A 20,458-nucleotide genomic window follows, 5' to 3' on the forward strand; every position below is an offset into this window, starting at 1 on the left:
TTAATCGATACGGTAATATTACGTTGAAGAAAACGGCTGATTAAACTTCAGCCGCTTTGAACTATTATTTCGCTAATTTTAAAGCAATATCCGCTTTTTCCAGATCATGCTCCATCTGCTCTTGTAAATCATAGGCATGATACATTTCATTTTTAATCATATACTGCGCAATTTTATCATGTGTGTCAATCGCATTATCAAGCTCACGGCGTAATAGTTTTTTTACAGAAGGTGTCGCAGTTTCTGTAATAGCTACTGCTAAACTTCTGACAGCAGCTTTCGATGTAAGTAGTAAATCTGTCGCAATTGCCATATCATCAATGATTGATACATTTAGCTCTTCAGTTTGAGTTTCTGATTTTTTTGTCGCCATTTTTTTCACCTCACGTATTATTTACTTGCGTCAGCAAGCACTTTTTTTAAATCCTTAATCGCCTTAACCGAAAGTTCTAAGTCTTCTTCAAGAATTTCCTTTAATTTTGCATCCTGCACAAAATCAACAAACATTTTCCCTTTTGTCACACAATTCGTTTTAAAAATCAGTACTTCATGGACTTCAAGTTGCTCATGTAAAGCTAGTTCCTTTTTAGCGGCCATTATAATACCTCCTCTTCCATAAGTGTTCACAGTTATTTACCCAACTGGCAAAAAAATAATCACAATGGATTGATGAAGCTATGTAAGAAATGCATAAAAGGAAAAAGGGCTTTTCGAAAATTTGAATGAATCTTTTCCGAAAAGCCCTTTATTTATGAAATTAAAACATCTTATTTAAATTCGCCATTTCTATAGCAGACATCGCACTGTCATAGCCTTTATTCCCCGCTTTTGTCCCTGCGCGCTCAATCGCCTGCTCAATATTTTCAGTTGTGACAATGCCGAAAATAACCGGTACCCCTGTATCCAAGCCCGCTTTTGCAATTCCTTTAGCTGCTTCATTGCATACATAATCATAATGTGTTGTAGATCCGCGAATGACAGTTCCTAATCCGATAACTGCATCATAACTATTGGTTTCAGCCATTTTTTTCGCTACAAACGGTACTTCAAATGCACCCGGTACCCATGCAGTATCAATATTATCTTCATTTACACCGTGTCTTTTTAATCCATCAATTGCACCGCTTAATAATTTATCATTAATAAATTCATTGAACCGGCCGACAACGATTCCGATTTTTAAATCTGTACCTACTAATTGCGCTTCAAATGTTTTACCCATTTCATATGCTCCTTCTTATACCAACATTGTGTTTATTTTTATATATTGAACTAAATCTTCTATCGTAATAAATTTCAGCTGATGTTTTAGTGCGAGTTTTTCAAGCTGTGGCATCCGCGCCATTGAACCATCTTCATTCATAATTTCACAGATGACCGCCGCTTCCATCGACCCGCATAATTTGGCAAGATCTACCCCTGCCTCTGTATGACCACGGCGCTCTATGACGCCTCCTTGTTTTGCAATGAGTGGAAAAACATGTCCAGGACGATGGAAATGTTCTGGCTTCGCTGCTGGATCAAGTAATGCCAAGATCGTTGCTGAACGTTCAAATGCACTAATTCCTGTCGTTGTTTGAATATGATCGATACTAATCGTAAAAGCCGTTTGATATGTATCTGTATTACTTTGGACCATTGGATGAAGACATAGTTTTTCAGCGATGGCTGGAGATATAGGTGTACATATTAATCCTCTGCCATGAAGGGCCATAAAGTTAATATTTTCCGGTGTTGCAAATTCGCCCAAAACGAGAAAGTCACCCTCGTTTTCTCGATCTTCATCGTCGGCTACAATAATAATTTCACCATTTTTTAATGCTTGAATTGCTTCGTCTATCGTATTCATCTTTCCCACTCCTTTAAAACCCTGTACGTTGCAGTAAATCCTTTGTAATCGTACTTGCCGTTTGATTTTGTAAATGCTTTTTCACATATTTCCCGATCAAATCTGTTTCAATATTCACAACATCCCCGGCCTTTTTATAGCCCAACACAGTCTGTTCGTACGTATGAGGGATTAAGGAAATGGTAACGAGTGTATCTGTCATATTAAAAATCGTTAAGCTTATGCCATCAACTGTTATAGAACCTTTTTCGATACACTGTGCAACTAAAGTACGGTCCATCGCTAAATCTACATAAACCGCGTTTGCAACAGGTCTTTTCCGCTGTATGATTGCGATACCATCAACATGACCAGATACAATATGTCCGCCAAAACGGCCGTTCGCCAGCATTGCCCGTTCCAAATTGACATGCATACCTACAGTCAATTGTTGCAGGCTTGTTGCTTTAACAGTTTCAGGCATCACATCTGCAAAAAATGAATTGGACGTAAATTTTTTCACCGTTAAACAAACTCCATTCACCGCAATGCTGTCTCCAAGCTTTACATCTTCTAAAATTTTACTTGCACGAATGGCTAATTCCATCGTTTGTGTGGACTGAATAATCTGCTCCACAGTTCCTAACTCTTCAATAATTCCTGTAAACATCCTACTCACCTCTTTTAAAAGTAAAAAAAGAACCCCGATTGAATTCGGAGTTCGATGAGAGGGAAATTTAGCAGCATCAAATAAGCCTTTTGAACACAAATTTCAAAAAACGCATGACATTGCTTCCTTCTCCCATCCAGACTATACTGTCGGCTTTGGACTTGCACCAAATCCTGCACACAAAAAGCGGCTCACGGGCTTAGAGATAAACTCATCACCGTCGATTGGGAATTTCACCCGACCCCGAAGGAAATTCATATAAAATTTTCAATAAAAAAATCCCATCACTTGGCGCGACGGGAAAAGTGTATAGCAAAAAATCACATTTCAAATCAAATTTTTAAAAATGCGTTGCTATTCCTTCTCCCATCCAGACTATACTGTCGGCTTTGGACTTGCACCAAATCCTGCACGCAAAAAGCGGCTCACGGGCTTAGAGATAAACTCATCACCGTCGATTGGGAATTTCACCCGACCCCGAAGGAAATTATTTTATTTGAAAATTATTGTAACATAGATTATTTAGAATACTAATAGTCATTTCGGACCTTCTTGCTTCCATAAGCCTCATTCCATATACCTCTACTAACTTGTTATTCCGTTAATAAAAATGAAACTTTTAAGGTGGGCATCCGTATATAAAAATATCCAGAATATTTTAAAAACTAGGAAAAGAAAAGGTGTCTATAATGAAAAATATTGTCAACATAGCATATTCGTATCATAACTCAAATAAAGGCATAACAAGGATATGGACTACTTTACCGATGGATCACCCTGGCGTGACTTGTACTCATTCCCCTGAAGAAAAAGTAATTGATGACGGAAACAATGAACTCTTTTATTTTACTTTAAAGGAAAATGAACAATTTCAAATGAACTATTCCGTCGATACGTATAAACAAAGTGAACAAAAAATGCTTACGGATAAAGAAAAGGCATTTTATTTGCGCAGCGGCACACTTGTTGTTGTGGATGAACAGATGAGAAATTTAGCACATGAAATAACGGCTGGCGCTGTAACGACAATGGAAAAAGCAAAGGCCATTTTCCATTATGTAGTCAATCATTTTAAATATATGTACCCGCCTAAGGGGAGAGGCATCAAGTCTTTTTTAGAGGCGAAGCAAGGTGATTGTGGCGAGTATGCTTTTATGTTTTCTTCCCTTTGCCGTTCTATTGGTATCCCGTGCAGATCCCTTGTAGGCAGTTGGGCAAACAGCAAGATGAATGCACATGTGTGGAACGAATTTTTTGATGAACAAACGGGCTGGATTCCAGTCGATTGCAGCATGGCCTATATTCAAAAGAAGAAAAAAACCCAATTTTTATTCAGTAATGTCCGAACATTAAAATGGACCGCATATTTCGGGCAATTAGAACAGCAGCGAGTTGTTTTTTCCTATGATGCAGAGCTGTATCTTTCCCCTAAATATAATGATCTGGATAAACAAACTATAGTCGATTCGAAATATCCTCCCATTGTGCCTTTTCAAATTGACGGTCAGCCTTTTTATTGGGGCTACGAGGCAGTAGAAGGATGTGTACCATACATGCAGCCGATCTACGTGCGGTTTGACCAGGAGAATTTATCGATAAAACCTAATAAAAATCAGCATAATTATTTAGGTCAATGGAAAATTACAGAAACCGGCGCTCTAGGGTTCTTTTCAAAATTAAAAAGCTTTTCCTATTTCGTTTTCTTTATTTCTATTATATTTAGCTTTCTGTTAAGCAGTCCTTTCTTTTCTGCATTAACAGCTGGTTCGGTTATTGTTATATGTATTTCATTTATAGCCAGAAGAGAAAGAGCCTTATTTTACACGGTTGTTGCACTGTACTTTTTATTGCCTTTAGTCGCTAATTTATCAAAGTTAGTTTAATTGCAGGATTGCAAATAACTCACCTACCTATTTTCTTAATTTTCATTCAATTTCTCAGGAAATAAAATAATCCATTTTATTACAATTAGGTTTATAATTGGTTCATCAGTATAAGTTGGGGATGACAAAATCGAAAAATAATATTTTCTAATTAAGTCCGTTCTGCTACGCTACGGGGAAAACGCGTTGAAGCAAGTGTTTTGACGGCTCACCCTCCGCTCCGCGTCACTCTACTTGGCATAAAGTGAATTTCTGCAAAAATGAAGAGATAAAACATAGCATTACCGCTCTCCGCCGCCTCGCGATAGCGCAAGCGGCTTGATTGGGTGTTTTTTACTTCACTTTATAAAGAGGGCAAAATTTTGGGATTGGTGGGCCTCGCAAACGGCAATAAAGGCAGTGATAAAGACACGTATCACGTGGTTTTAGCGCTGTCTTGCCGTAGCCCACCAATCAATCAAGTGAAATTTTATTAGAAAAGCAACCCCATGTTATGGTGATGGGCCTTATAATTGTAATTACATTTGATATATATGGAGGATTCTATGGCAAAAAAACCACAGTCGAATAAAAATTCTATTCTACTTGAGCTGCTGTTTTATGCGGCTTTACCCTATATTATTTGGAATTTTGGTAGGGAACCTTTAGGGGATTATGTTGCGATGCTGCTTTCCACCGTTCCTGGAATTCTTTATACCCTTTACCGCTTTATTGTGGATAGACAATTTAATATAACGGGATTATTTATTTTAAGCTCGATGCTAATTGGTACAACTGTGGATTTATTATCAGGTTCAGCGCAGCAAATGATTATAAATGGCATTTATTTAAGTCTTTTTTATACTTTTATATACTGTATTCTATTCATCATAAAGCAGCCTTTTTCATTATATATTGCGATAGATTTTGCATATTTGCAGGGCTATGACCGAAAAGACAGCAAAACTTTATTTTTTCAAAAGGGTATTTTCCAATGGTTCCAAATCATCCAAGCGGTGTTTATTATTCGGGGTCTTGTTATGGCAGGGTTAACGGCATTTTTGCTAAATAAATATGGTATTGATGGATATGGGGACATGCTCATCTATAAAAAAGTAGCGGGCTGGATATTTTCCATTATCGTAATGGGACTTTTCTTTAATATTAATAACGTTATACAAAAACATACAAAACAATCTCAGGAAAATAATCAACCAGAGACAAAAAGTTCGGAAGTAGTAACGGAATCAGTATAGCAAAACGAGGAGTGAAGAAATTGAGTCATTCTACAAAGGTAAATGAATGTCCAAAATGCAGTTCGACGGAATTAGGAAAGGGCCAGCACAGTGGTCATAGTGTCATGTCCCCCATCAATAAATTAGGGTTTGGGTCCATTATTGAATACATTATTTGTACAGAGTGCGGATTTATAATTGAAGGCTATGTGAAAAAGCCGGAGCGGTTTAAGGACACGTATTAATCTATAATCAGTCTGATAAGCTCAAAATGTATAACCTCGGTCTAGTTTAGGACGGGGTTATACATTTTCAATTCAATCAAAAACCCACTCAAATAATTTAGCAATCAAGTATAGTGGTGCACCAACGATTATTGCGCCGGCAAAAAAATAACAAATATATTTAAAAATATCAAATATAGCTCCAGCCATATCATCGATAAATTTAAACACTTTCATCCCTCCTTTGAGCAGCTAAATAAGTATTGCTATAAAAAATCATATGCATTCTCTTTATATTCCATTGTTTTTTAAATTCTTCGATTGGAACTTTTCGATTATAGCTCTTGTGTTCACCTTCACTATTCACAAGATGCTTTAAAGACTCTGAAAGGTAAATATACTCCTTGTCGTAGCCTACAACCGGGACAAAATGCAAGTTATTGAAATCTTTATGTACTTTAATAAAAGCTATTACAGGAGTACCTTTACTAACTTCGTATTTTAATGTGTCGATATTCCCTTTATAATAATTTGTTTTAAAGCCCTTTTTTCTTAACACCGTACGAATTCCCTTAGGATATACATTGCCGGCCATCGTTTTACTAGGAAAAAGTGTGTATAACGCTTCCCCATCTGCCTCCATACCAAAATGGCGCAGAATATACGCTGTTGAAAAAGCCGCACATTCCGTATTGTTTTGGAAATCTATCCGATTATTTTGTTGAATCAGATAGTTGGCGGGATAAGCTGTTTTACGTAAAACGGGAATAGGAAATGTCATTAAATATGTATTAATAAGTGTGGATATAACGATCCATAAAATGACTGTATTAACTATAAATATAGTACTTCCCCCTTAGCATAGAGTAAAAAATCCCCGCTACTAGTAGGAGGACTTTGAATTAGTTATATATGACTTCAATCAATTTCTTCATTAAATATTTCGCCTTGATCCCCTTCATGCTGGATGATTAAGCGAGATGTTTTATGAACATAAATAGATCGGTAATTTTCACTATCCGCTTGAATCGTAATGACACGCTTATCATCATTGTCACTTACTGTATTGAAATTATATTGGTCGGCTTCAATTTCTTCAAGGATATACTGGTATTCTGGTAAATTTGCATAATTCCCATGCAGCTCAAATTGCGCTTCAATTACTTCCTTTTCAGCATCGGCGCTATTTCCACATGCAGATAAAATAGTAGCTGCACTAAATACGATTAACATTTTTTTATACATCAAATTCACCCTTTTAAATTCATCTCTGTTTCATACTAACAAACATATATGGTATGTATCTAGGAAAGAGGCTTATATGATTGGACTTTAACGAAAAAAATGTTCATTATTTCGCTATATAATTTGCAAAACTCTTTCCCAAAACCTCAAAATTCGTTCCGGCTCCTCTAGTTCAGAAAAGATCCATTCCTTTTCCTGTTCAAGTAGATGGCACATATAGCGTGCCGCTTCTTTATGAGTATTGATGCCAATATGGTTCATAATGTTGTGCATCTTTTCTACCTTGTCCCCCGGTATGGCAGACTCCAATGTTTTCAAGCCTAATATAGCTTTTTCAGGACAGTAGTGATGCAACAAAATGGTACCGATGTTGTCGAACGACAGGTGAAGCAGGTGACAACACCATAAATCATTTCCGCGCTTAGCGCTTAGGTTATACTGATATAAAAACCAAATCGCATCATCCACTGCTTCGATAAACTGAGCAGGTGAAACTTGAAGAGATGGCTCGTAATCACTCAAATAATGCTGGGGGTCATAAAGTATTTTAATATGATCCTTTTCATTAAGCGTTTTTGGAGTAACCGTATACAAGTCGATGTGGATGAAGTCCCCATACACCCCTAATATTTGTGGCGCTACTATAAAAATATCATCCCAAAAAATAAGTTCTTTATAAGCTTTTAAATGCTCCAGGCGATCTGGCAAAAAACTCGTTACATCGTCTTCCTCTACTAGGCAATATAAGTCGATGTCTGAGAAAAAATCATGTTCATTACGCGCTATCGATCCTTTTAAAAACACAGCCATCACTAAAGGGTTTCCCTTTAAACTTGCAAGCAGTACTTGTACAACCTCGTCCAAATGCATATAAAATACCTCCTTATCATAGCAGACTAGATTGGGATTCATTGATCGTATCTACAATACGTATAATTTCATCTAAATCATCAATTATATAAGGTGTTGTTACTGAACCAAAATACGGATCTCTTTTCCAAATAGTTTTCATGCCCACACGCTGCGCCCCTTCTATATCGTTTACTGGATGGTCCCCTACATATATACTTTCTTCAGGCTGAACATTAAGTTGCTTCAGTGCCCTATAAAATATTTCAGGCTGCGGCTTTTTCATTTGCTCCCACTCTGACACTAAAATGGTATCAAAATAGTGTGCAATACCGAGTGCATTGATATTATCCATTTGGAATTGTCCGAAACCATTTGTAATGATTGCTAATCGGAGGTTTCTCTGTTTCAGTTCATTAAGCATTTCATGCAAAAGGGCAAAAGGGATACAGTGGGAATGGAAATAGGCTATATAATCTTGAAGCAGTACTTCCCATGAGATTTCAATACTGAATTCTTGTACGAGCTGCTGATACACTTTATCCTTCCATACATAACCTCTTTGTTCCAGTTCAATAAATCGGTTTAAAAAATCCAGCCGATTAATAGAATGTAGTTGGTGATAGAAACGGTCATATTGATTCGCTATGAATTGCTTAACCGATGCATCTCTGTTTAATAGTGTACCGTCCAAATCAAATATCACTGCTTTGATCATTTACATTCCCCCTATCGATTTGGCGTGAATAACTGTTCCAGCTAGGAAATTGTTTAAAATCCAGAAAGCTGAATAATGAAAAGGCTCTGTTATCTGTTGTATCTATTTCAATAGAGACCTTCTTCATTCCTTCACGCTGTAACAGTTCCATTTGTGTTTTGAAAAGAGCTGTCAGTTTCCATTCATCATCGGTGTTTCCTTGAAACCCAATCCATCCGACTTCATAATAATTGCCTAATTTATGCAACAAAATATACGCCTCTACTTGAGCTCCTTCAAATACAACATAGCTATACTCTAGATCAGGTTCATCATCGAGCAATATTTCTCCCCACTGTTGCCACGTATATGTTTGTACAGGATTATGTAAATGTGTGTTCTCATAGTTTTCCTTTAGTTGTGTAAGAAAGGCTCGTTTCTTCTCCTCGGTTTGCAGGACATTATTTAGAGATTCATATTGTTTAAAGGTTTGAACAGTCGACATTTGCTGTAATAAAGCCCGTACTTCTAAATCAGGCATATACGTTTTCCTAAATAGCTTAAAACCTTGCTTTTCCATAAAAGAAATAGCATCTTTTTTCTCATCCCAACATGAAAAGATAAGCTGCTTCTGCGGATATGTATCTTTGATTAATTGCTCATATAGAGCTGTCGGCCACTTTGCCTCTGTACAGGCTGAAGTTGTATAGACTCTTACATATTTGCCTTCAGGATGAAAGCTGTTTAACCAACTTAGCGAGAGCCCTATGATTTCGTTATCTTTTTCAAGAATAAATAACTGATGAAATGCCTTTTTTTCAATACGAGGCTTTACCTCTTCTAATTGAAGTCTTAATTCATCCATTATTGTAGATAGATCAATATCCTGTACTTGTCTGATTTGCCACATATTTTATCACTTCATTTCCTGATAAATCTGGGGTTAGGAGATCGATAGTTTTTCTAGTACCCTCTCAGCACTTCCCCACTCATAAACTAGCTCATCAATTACTTTGCCACCTATTTTGATTTGGACTTCCTTTACTAGGTGAGCGCCGTAATGTTCATAAAAATGGCGGGTTTTATTATCCTTTAGCACTTCCACAAATATTTTTTCATAACCGTTTTGAGTGAAATAGATAAACAGCTCTTTCATGAGCATTTTCCCAATGCCGTAACCTTGCATATCAGCAAACAGGTAAATAGAAGTTAAATCAGCTGCATTCTCATTTTTATTTTCTTCCCTTTTCCCTGCAGTAGCAAAGCCGACAATGTGCCCATCACTATTTTCGGCAACAACAATGTAATTATTGGGAGCTGCCATATTTTTCTTCCACAGTTCTTCTCTTTGTTCGTAGGATAACCCATCCAAATATTCATCCGGAATAATTCCTTTATACGTCGTCCGCCAGCTATCGACATGTACTTTGGCGATTCCCGCAGCATCCTACAACTGTGCTTGCCTAATTTGCATACAAAACCCCTCCTGAATACATTTATTTTACCTTATATTGGGATTATATTTTTAAAATTTTCGTAATTTATTTGTGGAAAAATTGGATTTACTTTTATAATGGATCAAGCTGGTAATTAAAATTAGTTCGGGGGAAAAACACTTGAGAAAAATCACCTTATCAAATGGGGAAACCGTAGAAGTTGAATGTCTTAGTTGTGCAATAACAAGCGGGTTAGTTGAACCTGAAGGCGGTGTAGTTGTTGAAACACCGTATTTTCATGCACATCAAGATGTAGCTTATCCAATTAGAGGATTAATAATTTTAGCTTCTAAAAGACATATTAAATGTTTAGATGAATTAACCGAGGTGGAAAGATTAGATTACATAAATATTTTATCAAGAATAAGAAAAGCACAAAGAGACGTTTTAGGAATCGAATATGTCTATTATTTTTATAACGAAGACACTACCCACCATTTTCATACTTGGATGGTTCCGAGATATGAATGGATGTATGAATTCGGACGTTCAGTAGAGTCAGTACGACCTGTATTACTTCACGCTAGAAACAAAATGAATGATAAAGGAAATGTTGAAAAAGTTATGGAAGCAATCCGCAATCTTACCGAGGAGTTAAATAAATAATTCAACTGCTTGATACTTTTCATTCATCCGCGACCGAAAATTTTTTCTAATATCATACCGAAATGTTCTAATAAATTTTAAAATGTTCTAATAAAACTGGGGTTTTCTAATATATTCTTAAGTTCTTCTAATATCCTGCGAAATTTGCTAATAAAGTAACCTGATTTGCTAATAAGTTGCTCCGATTTGCTAATAAAATGAAAAATCTGCTAATATCTCAGATTACCACTGAAATGGGCTCGGCTATTTCGAATATATCTCCCTGTTTTTCTAATAAAATAAAAAATCTGCTAATAACCCCGGCCCAACCTCACACCCGCTTCAAAACCACAAAAAAACTCACTAAAAGCATTTCCCCTTTTAGTGAGCTCAAACTTAAACCTGTTATTATTTTAATCGTTCATTAATTAATGCTTCCATATCACTGGCAATTGTTTCGTATTGAACACCGCCTGCTCCCTGACCTGTACCGGAATAGTTTTTAACGGCTACTCCTTTTTCATCGACTAGGAAAAATGTATCGGCGTGGATGACTTGATTATCGGTTACGCTTGCTCTAACTGGGGTTTTGAATGAATTGATTGCGAGCTGTTCAATAAATTTCTGATCATATCCTGTAAGCATATGCCATTTCGATTCATTTGATGGATTGTGTCGGCTTAAGTATTCCTTTAAGCGCTCTGGTGTATCGTAGTCAGGGTCTACGGAGAAGGCGACAATTTTATATTGATCAAGCCCCTTCTTTTCGATTTCATCCTGTACTAGTTTCATATTTTGCGTCATTGGAGAACAAATCGTCGTACAGCTTGTAAAGATAAACATTGCAAGCCATGGTTCCCCTTTTAAACTATCAAGTGTCACTTCTTCATTGCGGTGATCGGTCATTGTAAAATCGGAAATTTCGAAACTTGTTGTTGGCTTAAATTGATAATTACTGCAAGCAGAAAGTACTGTAGCGATTACGAGTACAAATGCGAGTACTATGTTTTTCTTTTTCATTTATCTCTCTCCACTTCCCAAACATTACCTTCATCTTATCGAATGTTGTCCACATTCTCAATAGTTATCGTGCAAAAGGTTATGTGTCAAAATTGTGAAACCTCGCTTCACAACTAATGGCGTTCTACCGGGTTACTAAGTGAGACGAGTGCTGTATGAATCGCTTCAAGCTTCGTTTCAATTCGATATAACAAATAAAATGAAATAAAGATTGGAAACGTTACTTCCTGAATGATTGCTATCCACTGGTCCATCCTAATCCCTCCTTCGACTATATAAAAAGCCGGTAAAGCATTGCACTTCACCGGCCTTCCTTTTAGTTAATCAAGTCAATCGCTGTCACATGACGCTCAACAATTCTTGCAGACTTTTTCACGTTGAATAAAAACCCTTCTTTTGAGAAGGCTGCCTGATCAATAATTGTTTGCATTGCTGCATTTACTTCAGCTTCCGTTAAATTTGGTTTTGGATCATTGATATTAATCGTCATTGTACTTCCAGCAGCATTTGCAAATGTTAATTGTAATACTTGTGCCATACGCTCACCTCCTGTCCATTATTTTTGGTTCGTTAGGCCGTTACACTTTCTTTTTGCGTCTTCACAGATTCGATATAATCATAATCTGTTAATCCGACGATTGTTGTTGCCACAGTATGAAGCTGCTGTGCTGTTGCATTCACCCCCACATTGCGGAAAGTTGAGCTTTTAATAACCGGCTCATTAAATTCATCTAGGCCCGTTTGGTAGAATACCGTCAATGTTGCAGAAAGGAATCCGAATTCGTTCATGTTTATCACCTCCTTGCCCTATATATGTCACGATTTATTGAAAAAAGGGACAATGACGATGAAAAAATTTACAAAACCTTATATAATAGACATATTGAGTAAAAATTGAGGTGAATATTGTGGGCTTAGAAGGCTGGTTTTTATGGTTTATATTATTTTGGGTTGTTGTGTTAGTTTCGCTTATGGGGATCGGCGGCTTCTTTATGTTCCGCAAATTTTTAAAGGCACTCCCAAAACAGGATGGGAAATCAGATTTGGACTGGCAAGCCATTTATTTAGATAAAACGATCCATTTATGGGGAAATGAAGAAAAGGAATTGCTCTCTGAACTTGTAAGTCCTGTACCTGAGCTGTTTCGTCAAGTAGCTAAGGAAAAAATTGCTGGGAAAATCGGGGAAATTGCTATAGAGGAACATGCTACGAAAATTGATTTGGATTTAATTATCCGTGGTTATATTATCGCCTCCCCTAAACGCGACCATAAATTTCTGCGTAAAAAACTGAAGGAAATGGAAATTGATACAACGCACTATGACCATTTATTTGAGGCATAATGCGTAAAAAGGCTGCTCATGAAAGTAAATAACTTTCATGGACAGCCTTTATTTATGCGATGATTTGAGATTTTTCAAGCTTTTTATACTTGATGAGCATACCGATACGCCACGGTAAAATCATGGAGAACGCTAAAATGAAGAACATTCCCGCAAGCTCGCCTACATCAAAGCTTTCTGCAAATATTAATTTTAAAATAATCCGTAAAACCAATAATCCCACTAATATAAATGGAAACGCCTTTGATTGCTTCATATAGACTGCGTTATCCCGGATTTCAAATTTCGACGTTAGTATTAACACTACCGAAAACAGTAAGCCCAGTGCAGCCGCTTCTGCTATTTGAAGAGGTGCTACTCGAAATTCCTCAAAAATAAACATCAATGCTCCTGTTGACATGGCAAATGGAGGGATGAGTATTTTTTTAGTGGATACCGGCTTTTTTTGTGCGCGCAGTCGTATTACCATGACAAACGAACCCATGATGACGGCCATAATCGTCGAACCAATTAATAAATAGTGAGAAGGTATACTGTCAAACATCATATTCCTCCTCTTATGTTGACAAATAAGTATTACGTTAAGTTGAGAACATTTGATGCGACCTCTTTTAATTGCTCAGGCTGAAAAGGCTTTGTAATAAAATCTTTGGCACCACTTTCAATGGCGGTTTTAATTTTAGTTTGCTGACCAAGTGCCGTAATCATAATGATATTGGCATCTGAATGTTTAGCCTTTATCCGTTGCACCGCTTCAATGCCTGTCATAACCGGCATTGTAATATCCATCGTTACGAGGTCAGGCAATAGCTGATCATATAATAGAACTGCTTCTTTTCCGTTGGCAGCCTCTCCCACCACTTCAAAGCCGAAATCCTTAAATATATTTCCGATTGTAACACGCATGAAAAGCGCATCATCTACAACTAATACAGTCGGCATTTAACGATCACATCACTTTCAATAGTATAGCATGGTATTAAAAAGCATGGAACTATTAGAACCCTGTAAATCCGCCGAAAATTGGCGAGAAAATTGTAATAATATATGTCATACCATCGAAGAACAATAGAATTCCGACAGCAATCATAATATAACCGCCAACTTTAATAATTTTTTGGCTATGAGTACGTATCCAGTTCATTCTTGTGATGAAGAACGATAATGTAAAGAACGGAATGGCAAAACCTAGGTAATAGGCAATCATATACCAAATAGCAGAGTCTGGGTTCGTCCCACCAAGTGTGATGATCGCCATTAATATTGGTCCTGTACATGGTGTCCATCCAGCTGCAAATGCCAACCCGATTAACAACGAACCTAAATATCCTGAAGGACGATTTTTAAATTGGAATTTACGGTCCTTCATTAAAAAATTGACCTGTAATAAGCCGACAATCATTAAACCGAACGCAACAATTAAAATCGCTCCGACTTGACGTAATAAATCCTGATACTGGAAGAAGAAGTCTCTTGCAAGAGACGTTCCAAACCCTATTGCAATGAATATGATGGAAAATCCGAGCAGGAAAAATAAAGTATGTAAAATGGCGCGTCTTTGCATCATTCCCTTTTCGGTTTTGAGCTCATCGAGTGTCATGCCGGTAATGTATGACAAAAACGCCGGGTAAAGCGGTAAGGTGCATGGTGAGATAAAACTTAGAAATCCAGCACCAAACGCTAAGAAGATATTTAAATCTGTATTCATGCTGCATTCAATCTCCTTCATATTGATGCCTCAATCGTACCAAATTTTTCAATACATTACTCACTTTTTTAATGTGAATTTTTTTTGACAGCCGTGTGAGGTATATGTGAAACGAAGAAACGAAGTAATTTACCTTCTACCGAATCATATCTATAATCAGTAAGCTAGAATAAATAACCGATGTAAATAGTACTACAATGAAGATCGTAATCGTCTGAAATTTAATCGACCAGCGCCAGACGCATTCTTTTGGATAGACCTTTTTCCAACGAAGTGCCGCTTTAAAATTGATAAACCAGCAATGTAATGTCACTACCAACGAAGGTAAAGTATATAAACCAATCAAGATCATCACTTGCTGAAAAGGTGTCGTCGTATATTTTCCGTAACTAATTACGAAATATGGAAGGACAAACCAAAAAACGGATGTAAATAATAATACGATAGCTACCACTAAATGAAGCCATAAATATTCACTATGGACTTGCTTGTAATATTTTAATGCTGCTTCCACAATCATCACCTGTCCTGTTCTTTTTCATTTACTATTCCCACTAATATAGGCAAATGAAACGAGAAAAGTGATTGATTTTTTTAATGATGTGAAAAATTACCTTCTTACATTGGTGTGAAAGTTGAAAAAAACTAAAATGCGGACGTTAATTCGTACAAATCTCTGTTCGAACGTAAATTCCATTCCGGTTCAAATCGGTTAATTATAGCGTTTTTTAGGCTATTCATTTCCTTTTCGTTGTCCATAGGATAAATAGCAAAATGGACAGCATTATCTGGTAGCATTAACGTAATATTCGCATTCACATGACAATGTGTCGCTGTGCCGTCTCTGAAGCAGCCTTTCGCATAAATGTTCCCGATATGCTGATTAAAGCGTTCTTTAAATGTTCGTGCGCAAACCCCACAAAATTTCAGCTCATCATTGACGATAATCGTATATATCCCTTTTTGCTTTAGTAATTCCTCTTCCCCACTGACGATAAAGCGTGTATATGTAAGATCTCCGTAGTTGTTTAGAAACTGCTTGTAAAAGAGGTTCCCCTCATCTTTTAATCGTTTTAACGCCTTTCCAGCTGGTAAATTCATTACATGCTGTGCATGGCGGCTTACTTCCTCCTGCAGATGGTCGTATTTCTTTTGCAATGTAAGTTCATGCAACGTTTTTTTATCGAAACTTTCGAATAAATTCTCAACCCTCTGTTCTAGTACAATTAATTCCATTTTTGTAAATTTAATCTTTTCCCCTTTTACTTGAATTAGCATAGTAACTCCCCTTTCAAATAAATCCCCATTTACTTAAAATTCGCTATAAACTGACAAAATCCTCTAAAATTTTTGGTTGCATCTGTATTAGTACAATAAAAAAAGCGACTCGCTCTATTTGAACGAATCGCTTTCCCATTAAAAATTCTCTTTATCAAATATTTCAAGGTCGATAATACGCGCACCTTGTTTTGTAATAGCCGCTTCCAGCTCATCTACTGTAGACTGTTTAGCACCTTTAGTCAAAGTCATGACAACACGGCGCAAATAGGTAGTATCGTCATCTAACGAGAACACACAATGTAATGGCCATACCTTTTTAACTGCCGTCAGCACTTTAATTAATATACCGTCCGTATCCGGCAGTGCAACGGTAATCGCACAGCTGCCTGTTCGGTAGCCCCATGCTTCTTCCAAAAGCTCGAACACTTTTGAATGGGGTAAAATGCCTGAAAAGTTCCCTTTTGTATCAACTACTGCTAGATATGGGAGCTGTTTAATAGAATGGAACACTTCAAAAAAAGAACTGTTTTCATGAATGAAGGCATCGGGCTCTTCTGTTAGAATTTTTACCGGTACTTTCATATCGCCCTCTTTTAATTTATGTTCGAGTAATTCTACCTTATAAATATTGCCGATAAATTTTTCGCCGGCTTCGTCCAACACAGGAATGCATCGATAGCCATTGTCATTCAATTGACCGAGTACATCTGAAATCAGGTCCGTTTCTTTCGCATAACTTACGTCTTTCTTTTTAACATACTTTTGTTTTACAAGCATTGTGTTACCTCCTTTGGTGTTCTATCTATTATTTTAATAGTAGAATCACAATTACGGAAGTTATTTTTTGAATATTTTGTAAAATAAAAAGCTAATCACCAGAACATGGGGTTGTTTTTCTAATAAAATTTCATTTGATTGATTGGTGGGCTGCGGCAAGACAGCGCTAACACTGCCTTTATTGTCGTTTGCGAGGCCCACCAATCCCAAAATTTTGCCCTCGTTATATAGTGAAGTAAAAAACACCTAATCAAGCCGCTTGTGCTATCGCGAGGCGGTAATTTTGTCATCCCCAACTTATGGTGATGAATCAAATAAAACTATTTGTAAAGTTCATAATAAATATAGGCATACGCTAAATCGAGACATTTTTGATAGTTTGCCAGATTATTTTCCTTATTATTAACCGAGGCAAAATAGATGGCCTCCAACACACTGCCGTTCCTTGGGTATTGCTCGCGGATTTTTGCAAACACCTTTGCGCACAGCTCATCGGTCTCCTGTTCCGATAATTGGATGATATAGCCGATTGTCGACGCGTCGATTCGTGTGCTCGTAATAATCTCTTGCTTCATTGCCTTCATCATTTCGTCATTGATTAAATGAAGGATTTCACTAATGCTTTCTTCTTCACATGTTAATATTTTGCAATCCACTAGAACTAGTGTATGCCCATCATTTTCTACATTACTCAATAAACACTTTCCTGCAAGTTTAAATCGTGATAAAGGAGATAGGAAATGCTCATCCTGTTCATACTCATTGTCATAGGCAGCTTTAATATACTTTTCCATATAGCGCTTGTCTGTTTCAATTTTCCGGTAAAACAGCGCATGAAATTGTTCCATTTCCCGAGAGATGCTATCCTCATTCAACATTTTATATGAGTCGGTAATGAACGTATAACATTCCTGAACTAAATCTTTATTTCTTTTTAAATTCATGCAGACGATGAGCACTTCATGCAGCAACTCTATCGCTGTTTCATATTCACCTTTTTGATAATGTATCTTCCCCCGTAGTACACGGATATGTAAATCAATGCGGGAATCCTTTTCCACTTCACATCCAGTAAAATAGTTATTATATAAACTTTCAGCATACTGAACTTTATTAAGTTGTAGTGATATTTCAATATGCGCAATAAATCGAGTTATGAAGTATCGCTCATCATATTCTGACCCCATCTTAAAAAAGACTGCTGGGAGTTTACTCAATTGCCATAATACATCACTCGGCAAAACATCCTTCTGTGCTGCAGTATAGTTGTTCATTGCGATTGACAGGACGGAATAATTTTCGAATTGAAGTGCATAGCTACTCGCAATTTTATAGTAGTTTTTTGCCTTTTCAAAATCCAGACTAAAATAATAGCAATGCCCAATTACTAAATAGAGTACAGCTAGACACTCTTTTAAGTTGTCCTTGAAATAAGGTTCTTGATTCATTAAGTATTGCAACAGCTTCATGTTGTAGTCGTGAGACAATATAAATGGCTTACTCTCCAAGAGTATAAAGTCATTGATTGTTTCAGCATCGCCTTTTTGAATAATGTATGTAAAAATCGATTCAAAACCCTCATATTGTGCTTCCTGCGATGGGAATGGCTGTGATCGATAAATTTCTAGCTCATGTATTGTTTTCACACGTTCTACCATAGATTTGCGGACCTCCTATTCTTTTAAACTACCGGCAGCTCAAATAGCTCTCTTTTTGTAATTGTAAATTGATCCATAAAACGTATTACGTTTAATTTCCGATCAGTATAGGTCGCTTCATGCTGTTCTAGGTATCCCCGCATGCTTTTAATAATCATAGTCTCAATGAGGACAAGTTTTTTCGGGTAATGCTCATAAGTTGCAAAGCGATCATTAAATAGTTGCTTCGAGCTGTTTTCAAATTTCATGTAAAAATCGCTTTCTTCTTTCGGTATGGAACTGAGAAGCTCGCTTAAAATATCCATAAACAGATTTACTGTGAGAACAGCTGCCATTAAAGCATTGGTATAGGAACCGATTGTCGTTTTCTTTAAACGTTTAAATTTCGAACTGATCAGGACTTCATTTAGCATAAAATTTCTTAATAAATAGTGGAGCGCATGCTCGGAATTTATAATAGGAACTTCCTCGAAATAATAGTAAACCCATAAATCACTTAAACTAAAATTAGCGAATGATAAGGAATGGAAGTCTGGATGAATTAAGTGATAAAAGTAATCATAGTATTCAAGTCTTGAAAATTGGTTCCGCTGTTGCTCATTTAAAAGAAATAAAGAGTTGGATGCTTCAAAATATTTCAACTATATATCACCTCATCAATCATTTTATTCCATTATAATAGGTTTTTACTAAAAAAGTGAAATTTATTCCTAAAAAAAAGACATACCAGAAAGTAATAAACTTTCTAGTATGCCATATAATTAATACGCTAAACCGAATAGCGCTTTAATATGTGTCATATAACGAACATTTGAAGCTTCTTTCATCAGTGAAGCTGGTAATCCTACTAGTTGCGTATTGTTAGCACCAATTGTAGCGATACCGTCTTTACGTCCTAAAGAACCTAAAGTACCTGAGTTTGTGAATTTGAATTCTTTTAAATCTGCGCCTTTAATTTGAGCGAAGATGTTATAGCCTGCTACTTCACCTTGCTGCCATGCAACTTGTGCTGTTGGTGCATAAGTTGGACGGTCGCCCGGGTTAGGAATATGTGCTGAAGCATCACCGATTACAAATACTTCTGGGTGAGAAGTTGATTGTAGGAAATCGTTGATTGTCGCTTTACCGCGATCTGCTGCTAAACCAGATTCACCTACGATTGGAAGTGGTGCAACCCCACCAGTCCATACTAATGTATTAGCTACGATTGGCTCACGGTCTTTTAACTGAATTACATTTCCTTCTACACCTGTAACAGGAGTTGACGTGATAAATTCAACACCACGTTTTTGTAATGAAGTTGTCGCACGGTCGATTAAGTTATCCGGGAATACTGGTAAAATTTTTGGACCTGCTTCAACTAGCTTGATTTTTAGGTCTTCGAATTGTACACCGTATTTTTCCGCTACTTTCGGGAAGTGGTCAACGATTTCACCTACAAGCTCAACACCTGTTAAACCGCCACCGCCGATAACGATTGTCGCGTCTGCTTCATCTTTAGTTTTAGCGTATTCTTTAATACGAGCTTCAATATGCTCGCGAATAGCGTTTGCTTCATCAACAGATTTTAATACGAAAGAGTTTTCCTCTAAGCCTGGGATACCGAAGAATCCAGTTTGGCTTCCTAAAGCAACTACTAACGTATCATATTGTAAAGTTTTGCCGTTTGAAAGTGCTACTTCTTTATTATTTACATTAAAGCTGTTCACTTTAGCGATTTCAAGGTTAATATCTAAGCCTTTGAAGATTTTTTCAAGTGATAAAGATACAGCGCCTTCTTTAATTGTTCCACCTGCAAGACGGTGTAATTCTGTAATAATTTGATGTGTTGGGAATTGGTTTACGACTGTAATACGCGCTTCATTCGTAGTTAAAAATTTGCGAGCTGTTTGAGCAGCTAATACACCGGCAAACCCAGCACCTAAAATAACGATTTCTTTAGTTACCATGATCAATATCCTCCAATAAATAGATTATGCA

Annotated in this window: 29 protein-coding genes, 1 pseudogene and 2 riboswitches; of the genes and pseudogenes, 5 read left to right on the plus strand and 25 right to left on the minus strand. The window is 36.8% G+C overall.

Annotated features, from left to right (window positions below; all coding sequences use genetic code 11):
* Positions 1-64: 64 nt before the first annotated feature.
* The 5 genes and pseudogenes from NYE67_RS10180 to ribE all read right to left on the minus strand — a co-directional run bounded on the left by NYE67_RS10180 (position 65) and on the right by ribE (position 2,498).
* Positions 65-373 (minus strand): spore coat protein, encoded by a 309-nt coding sequence (locus tag NYE67_RS10180; RefSeq protein WP_339212256.1) that lies wholly within the window; start codon positions 371-373, stop codon positions 65-67.
* A gap of 17 nt (positions 374-390) precedes the next feature.
* Positions 391-597 (minus strand): spore coat protein, encoded by a 207-nt coding sequence (locus tag NYE67_RS10185; RefSeq protein WP_340729951.1) that lies wholly within the window; start codon positions 595-597, stop codon positions 391-393.
* 160 nt (positions 598-757) lie between these two features.
* Positions 758-1,222 (minus strand): 6,7-dimethyl-8-ribityllumazine synthase, encoded by a 465-nt coding sequence (gene ribH / locus NYE67_RS10190; protein ID WP_340729952.1) that lies wholly within the window; start codon positions 1,220-1,222, stop codon positions 758-760.
* Positions 1,223-1,240: 18 nt separating this feature from the next.
* A pseudogene (gene ribB, locus NYE67_RS10195) lies at positions 1,241-1,849 on the minus strand (3,4-dihydroxy-2-butanone-4-phosphate synthase); the annotation flags it as partial.
* 13 nt (positions 1,850-1,862) lie between these two features.
* Positions 1,863-2,498, minus strand: coding sequence for a riboflavin synthase (gene ribE / locus NYE67_RS10200; RefSeq protein WP_340729954.1), 636 nt, complete (start codon positions 2,496-2,498; stop codon positions 1,863-1,865).
* A gap of 120 nt (positions 2,499-2,618) precedes the next feature.
* Positions 2,619-2,753: riboswitch (FMN riboswitch) on the minus strand.
* Positions 2,754-2,852: 99 nt separating this feature from the next.
* Positions 2,853-2,987: riboswitch (FMN riboswitch) on the minus strand.
* 200 nt (positions 2,988-3,187) lie between these two features.
* Between ribE and NYE67_RS10205 the strand changes: the two genes are divergently transcribed.
* From NYE67_RS10205 to NYE67_RS10215, 3 genes are all read left to right on the plus strand, one after another.
* Positions 3,188-4,381, plus strand: coding sequence for a transglutaminase-like domain-containing protein (locus NYE67_RS10205; protein WP_340729955.1), 1,194 nt, complete (start codon positions 3,188-3,190; stop codon positions 4,379-4,381).
* Between the two features lie 545 nt (positions 4,382-4,926).
* On the plus strand, positions 4,927-5,616 hold the full coding sequence (locus NYE67_RS10210) for a VC0807 family protein (RefSeq protein ID WP_340729956.1): 690 nt from the start codon (positions 4,927-4,929) through the stop codon (positions 5,614-5,616).
* Positions 5,617-5,636: 20 nt separating this feature from the next.
* Positions 5,637-5,840, plus strand: coding sequence for a transcription initiation factor TFIIIB (locus NYE67_RS10215; RefSeq protein WP_445683369.1), 204 nt, complete (start codon positions 5,637-5,639; stop codon positions 5,838-5,840).
* A 72-nt stretch (positions 5,841-5,912) separates the two neighbouring features.
* On the opposite strand, the gene NYE67_RS10220 is transcribed toward NYE67_RS10215, so the two are convergent.
* From NYE67_RS10220 to NYE67_RS10250, 7 genes are all read right to left on the minus strand, one after another.
* Positions 5,913-6,050, minus strand: a complete 138-nt coding sequence (locus NYE67_RS10220) for a hypothetical protein (protein WP_340729958.1) — start codon at positions 6,048-6,050, stop codon at positions 5,913-5,915.
* Positions 6,043-6,600 carry a cysteine peptidase family C39 domain-containing protein gene (locus tag NYE67_RS10225; RefSeq protein ID WP_340729959.1) on the minus strand — a complete coding sequence of 186 codons (558 nt, stop codon included), beginning with the start codon at positions 6,598-6,600 and terminating at the stop codon, positions 6,043-6,045. Before NYE67_RS10225 ends, NYE67_RS10220 begins: the two co-directional genes overlap by 8 nt.
* Positions 6,601-6,737: 137 nt before the next feature.
* The gene (locus NYE67_RS10230) at positions 6,738-7,064 is read right to left on the minus strand and encodes a hypothetical protein (protein WP_340729960.1); all 327 of its coding nucleotides are present in this window, start codon (positions 7,062-7,064) and stop codon (positions 6,738-6,740) included.
* 114 nt (positions 7,065-7,178) lie between these two features.
* On the minus strand, positions 7,179-7,934 hold the full coding sequence (locus tag NYE67_RS10235; RefSeq protein ID WP_340729961.1) for a nucleotidyltransferase domain-containing protein: 756 nt from the start codon (positions 7,932-7,934) through the stop codon (positions 7,179-7,181).
* 16 nt (positions 7,935-7,950) lie between these two features.
* A complete protein-coding gene (locus NYE67_RS10240) occupies positions 7,951-8,631 on the minus strand; it encodes an HAD family hydrolase (RefSeq protein ID WP_340729962.1) in 681 nt (226 codons plus the stop codon).
* On the minus strand, positions 8,609-9,520 hold the full coding sequence (locus tag NYE67_RS10245; protein ID WP_340729963.1) for a hypothetical protein: 912 nt from the start codon (positions 9,518-9,520) through the stop codon (positions 8,609-8,611). The genes NYE67_RS10240 and NYE67_RS10245 overlap by 23 nt, the downstream gene beginning before the upstream one ends.
* Before the next feature lie 33 nt (positions 9,521-9,553).
* Complete coding sequence (locus NYE67_RS10250) at positions 9,554-9,982, minus strand: GNAT family N-acetyltransferase (protein WP_340729964.1); 429 nt, start codon at positions 9,980-9,982, stop codon at positions 9,554-9,556.
* 244 nt (positions 9,983-10,226) lie between these two features.
* On the opposite strand from NYE67_RS10250, the gene NYE67_RS10255 reads away from it, so the two are divergent.
* Entirely contained in the window at positions 10,227-10,712 is a 486-nt protein-coding gene (locus tag NYE67_RS10255) for an HIT family protein (RefSeq protein ID WP_340729965.1), read from the plus strand.
* Positions 10,713-11,099: 387 nt separating this feature from the next.
* On the opposite strand, the gene NYE67_RS10260 is transcribed toward NYE67_RS10255, so the two are convergent.
* The 4 genes from NYE67_RS10260 to NYE67_RS10275 form a co-directional block, all read right to left on the minus strand.
* Positions 11,100-11,711: an SCO family protein gene (locus NYE67_RS10260; RefSeq protein ID WP_340729966.1), complete on the minus strand. Its 612-nt coding sequence runs from the start codon at positions 11,709-11,711 to the stop codon at positions 11,100-11,102.
* Positions 11,712-11,824: 113 nt separating this feature from the next.
* Entirely contained in the window at positions 11,825-11,965 is a 141-nt protein-coding gene (locus NYE67_RS10265; protein WP_340729967.1) for a YvrJ family protein, read from the minus strand.
* Positions 11,966-12,027: 62 nt separating this feature from the next.
* Positions 12,028-12,249, minus strand: coding sequence for a DUF2922 domain-containing protein (locus NYE67_RS10270; protein ID WP_340729968.1), 222 nt, complete (start codon positions 12,247-12,249; stop codon positions 12,028-12,030).
* A 32-nt stretch (positions 12,250-12,281) separates the two neighbouring features.
* Positions 12,282-12,500, minus strand: coding sequence for a DUF1659 domain-containing protein (locus tag NYE67_RS10275; protein ID WP_340729969.1), 219 nt, complete (start codon positions 12,498-12,500; stop codon positions 12,282-12,284).
* Positions 12,501-12,619: 119 nt separating this feature from the next.
* On the opposite strand from NYE67_RS10275, the gene NYE67_RS10280 reads away from it, so the two are divergent.
* Entirely contained in the window at positions 12,620-13,054 is a 435-nt protein-coding gene (locus tag NYE67_RS10280) for a DUF2621 domain-containing protein (RefSeq protein WP_340729970.1), read from the plus strand.
* Between the two features lie 52 nt (positions 13,055-13,106).
* On the opposite strand, the gene NYE67_RS10285 is transcribed toward NYE67_RS10280, so the two are convergent.
* The 9 genes from NYE67_RS10285 to NYE67_RS10325 all read right to left on the minus strand — a co-directional run bounded on the left by NYE67_RS10285 (position 13,107) and on the right by NYE67_RS10325 (position 20,427).
* Entirely contained in the window at positions 13,107-13,598 is a 492-nt protein-coding gene (locus NYE67_RS10285) for a CcdC family protein (protein WP_191698814.1), read from the minus strand.
* Positions 13,599-13,630: 32 nt separating this feature from the next.
* A complete protein-coding gene (locus NYE67_RS10290) occupies positions 13,631-13,996 on the minus strand; it encodes a response regulator (RefSeq protein WP_191698813.1) in 366 nt (121 codons plus the stop codon).
* 55 nt (positions 13,997-14,051) lie between these two features.
* Positions 14,052-14,762, minus strand: coding sequence for a cytochrome c biogenesis CcdA family protein (locus NYE67_RS10295; protein ID WP_191698812.1), 711 nt, complete (start codon positions 14,760-14,762; stop codon positions 14,052-14,054).
* Between the two features lie 136 nt (positions 14,763-14,898).
* Positions 14,899-15,276 carry a hypothetical protein gene (locus NYE67_RS10300; RefSeq protein ID WP_340729971.1) on the minus strand — a complete coding sequence of 126 codons (378 nt, stop codon included), beginning with the start codon at positions 15,274-15,276 and terminating at the stop codon, positions 14,899-14,901.
* 131 nt (positions 15,277-15,407) lie between these two features.
* Entirely contained in the window at positions 15,408-16,040 is a 633-nt protein-coding gene (locus tag NYE67_RS10305) for a hypothetical protein (RefSeq protein ID WP_340729972.1), read from the minus strand.
* 138 nt (positions 16,041-16,178) lie between these two features.
* Entirely contained in the window at positions 16,179-16,820 is a 642-nt protein-coding gene (gene cbpA / locus NYE67_RS10310) for a cyclic di-AMP binding protein CbpA (RefSeq protein ID WP_191698809.1), read from the minus strand.
* A gap of 320 nt (positions 16,821-17,140) precedes the next feature.
* The gene (locus NYE67_RS10315; RefSeq protein ID WP_340729973.1) at positions 17,141-18,478 is read right to left on the minus strand and encodes a dehydrogenase; all 1,338 of its coding nucleotides are present in this window, start codon (positions 18,476-18,478) and stop codon (positions 17,141-17,143) included.
* 23 nt (positions 18,479-18,501) lie between these two features.
* Positions 18,502-19,119, minus strand: a complete 618-nt coding sequence (locus NYE67_RS10320) for a serine protease (protein ID WP_339212299.1) — start codon at positions 19,117-19,119, stop codon at positions 18,502-18,504.
* Between the two features lie 120 nt (positions 19,120-19,239).
* Entirely contained in the window at positions 19,240-20,427 is a 1,188-nt protein-coding gene (locus tag NYE67_RS10325) for an NAD(P)/FAD-dependent oxidoreductase (protein WP_339212301.1), read from the minus strand.
* Positions 20,428-20,458: the final 31 nt, after the last annotated feature.

The organism is Solibacillus sp. FSL W8-0474, assembly GCF_038004065.1.
Lineage (GTDB): Bacteria > Bacillota > Bacilli > Bacillales_A > Planococcaceae > Solibacillus > Solibacillus faecavium.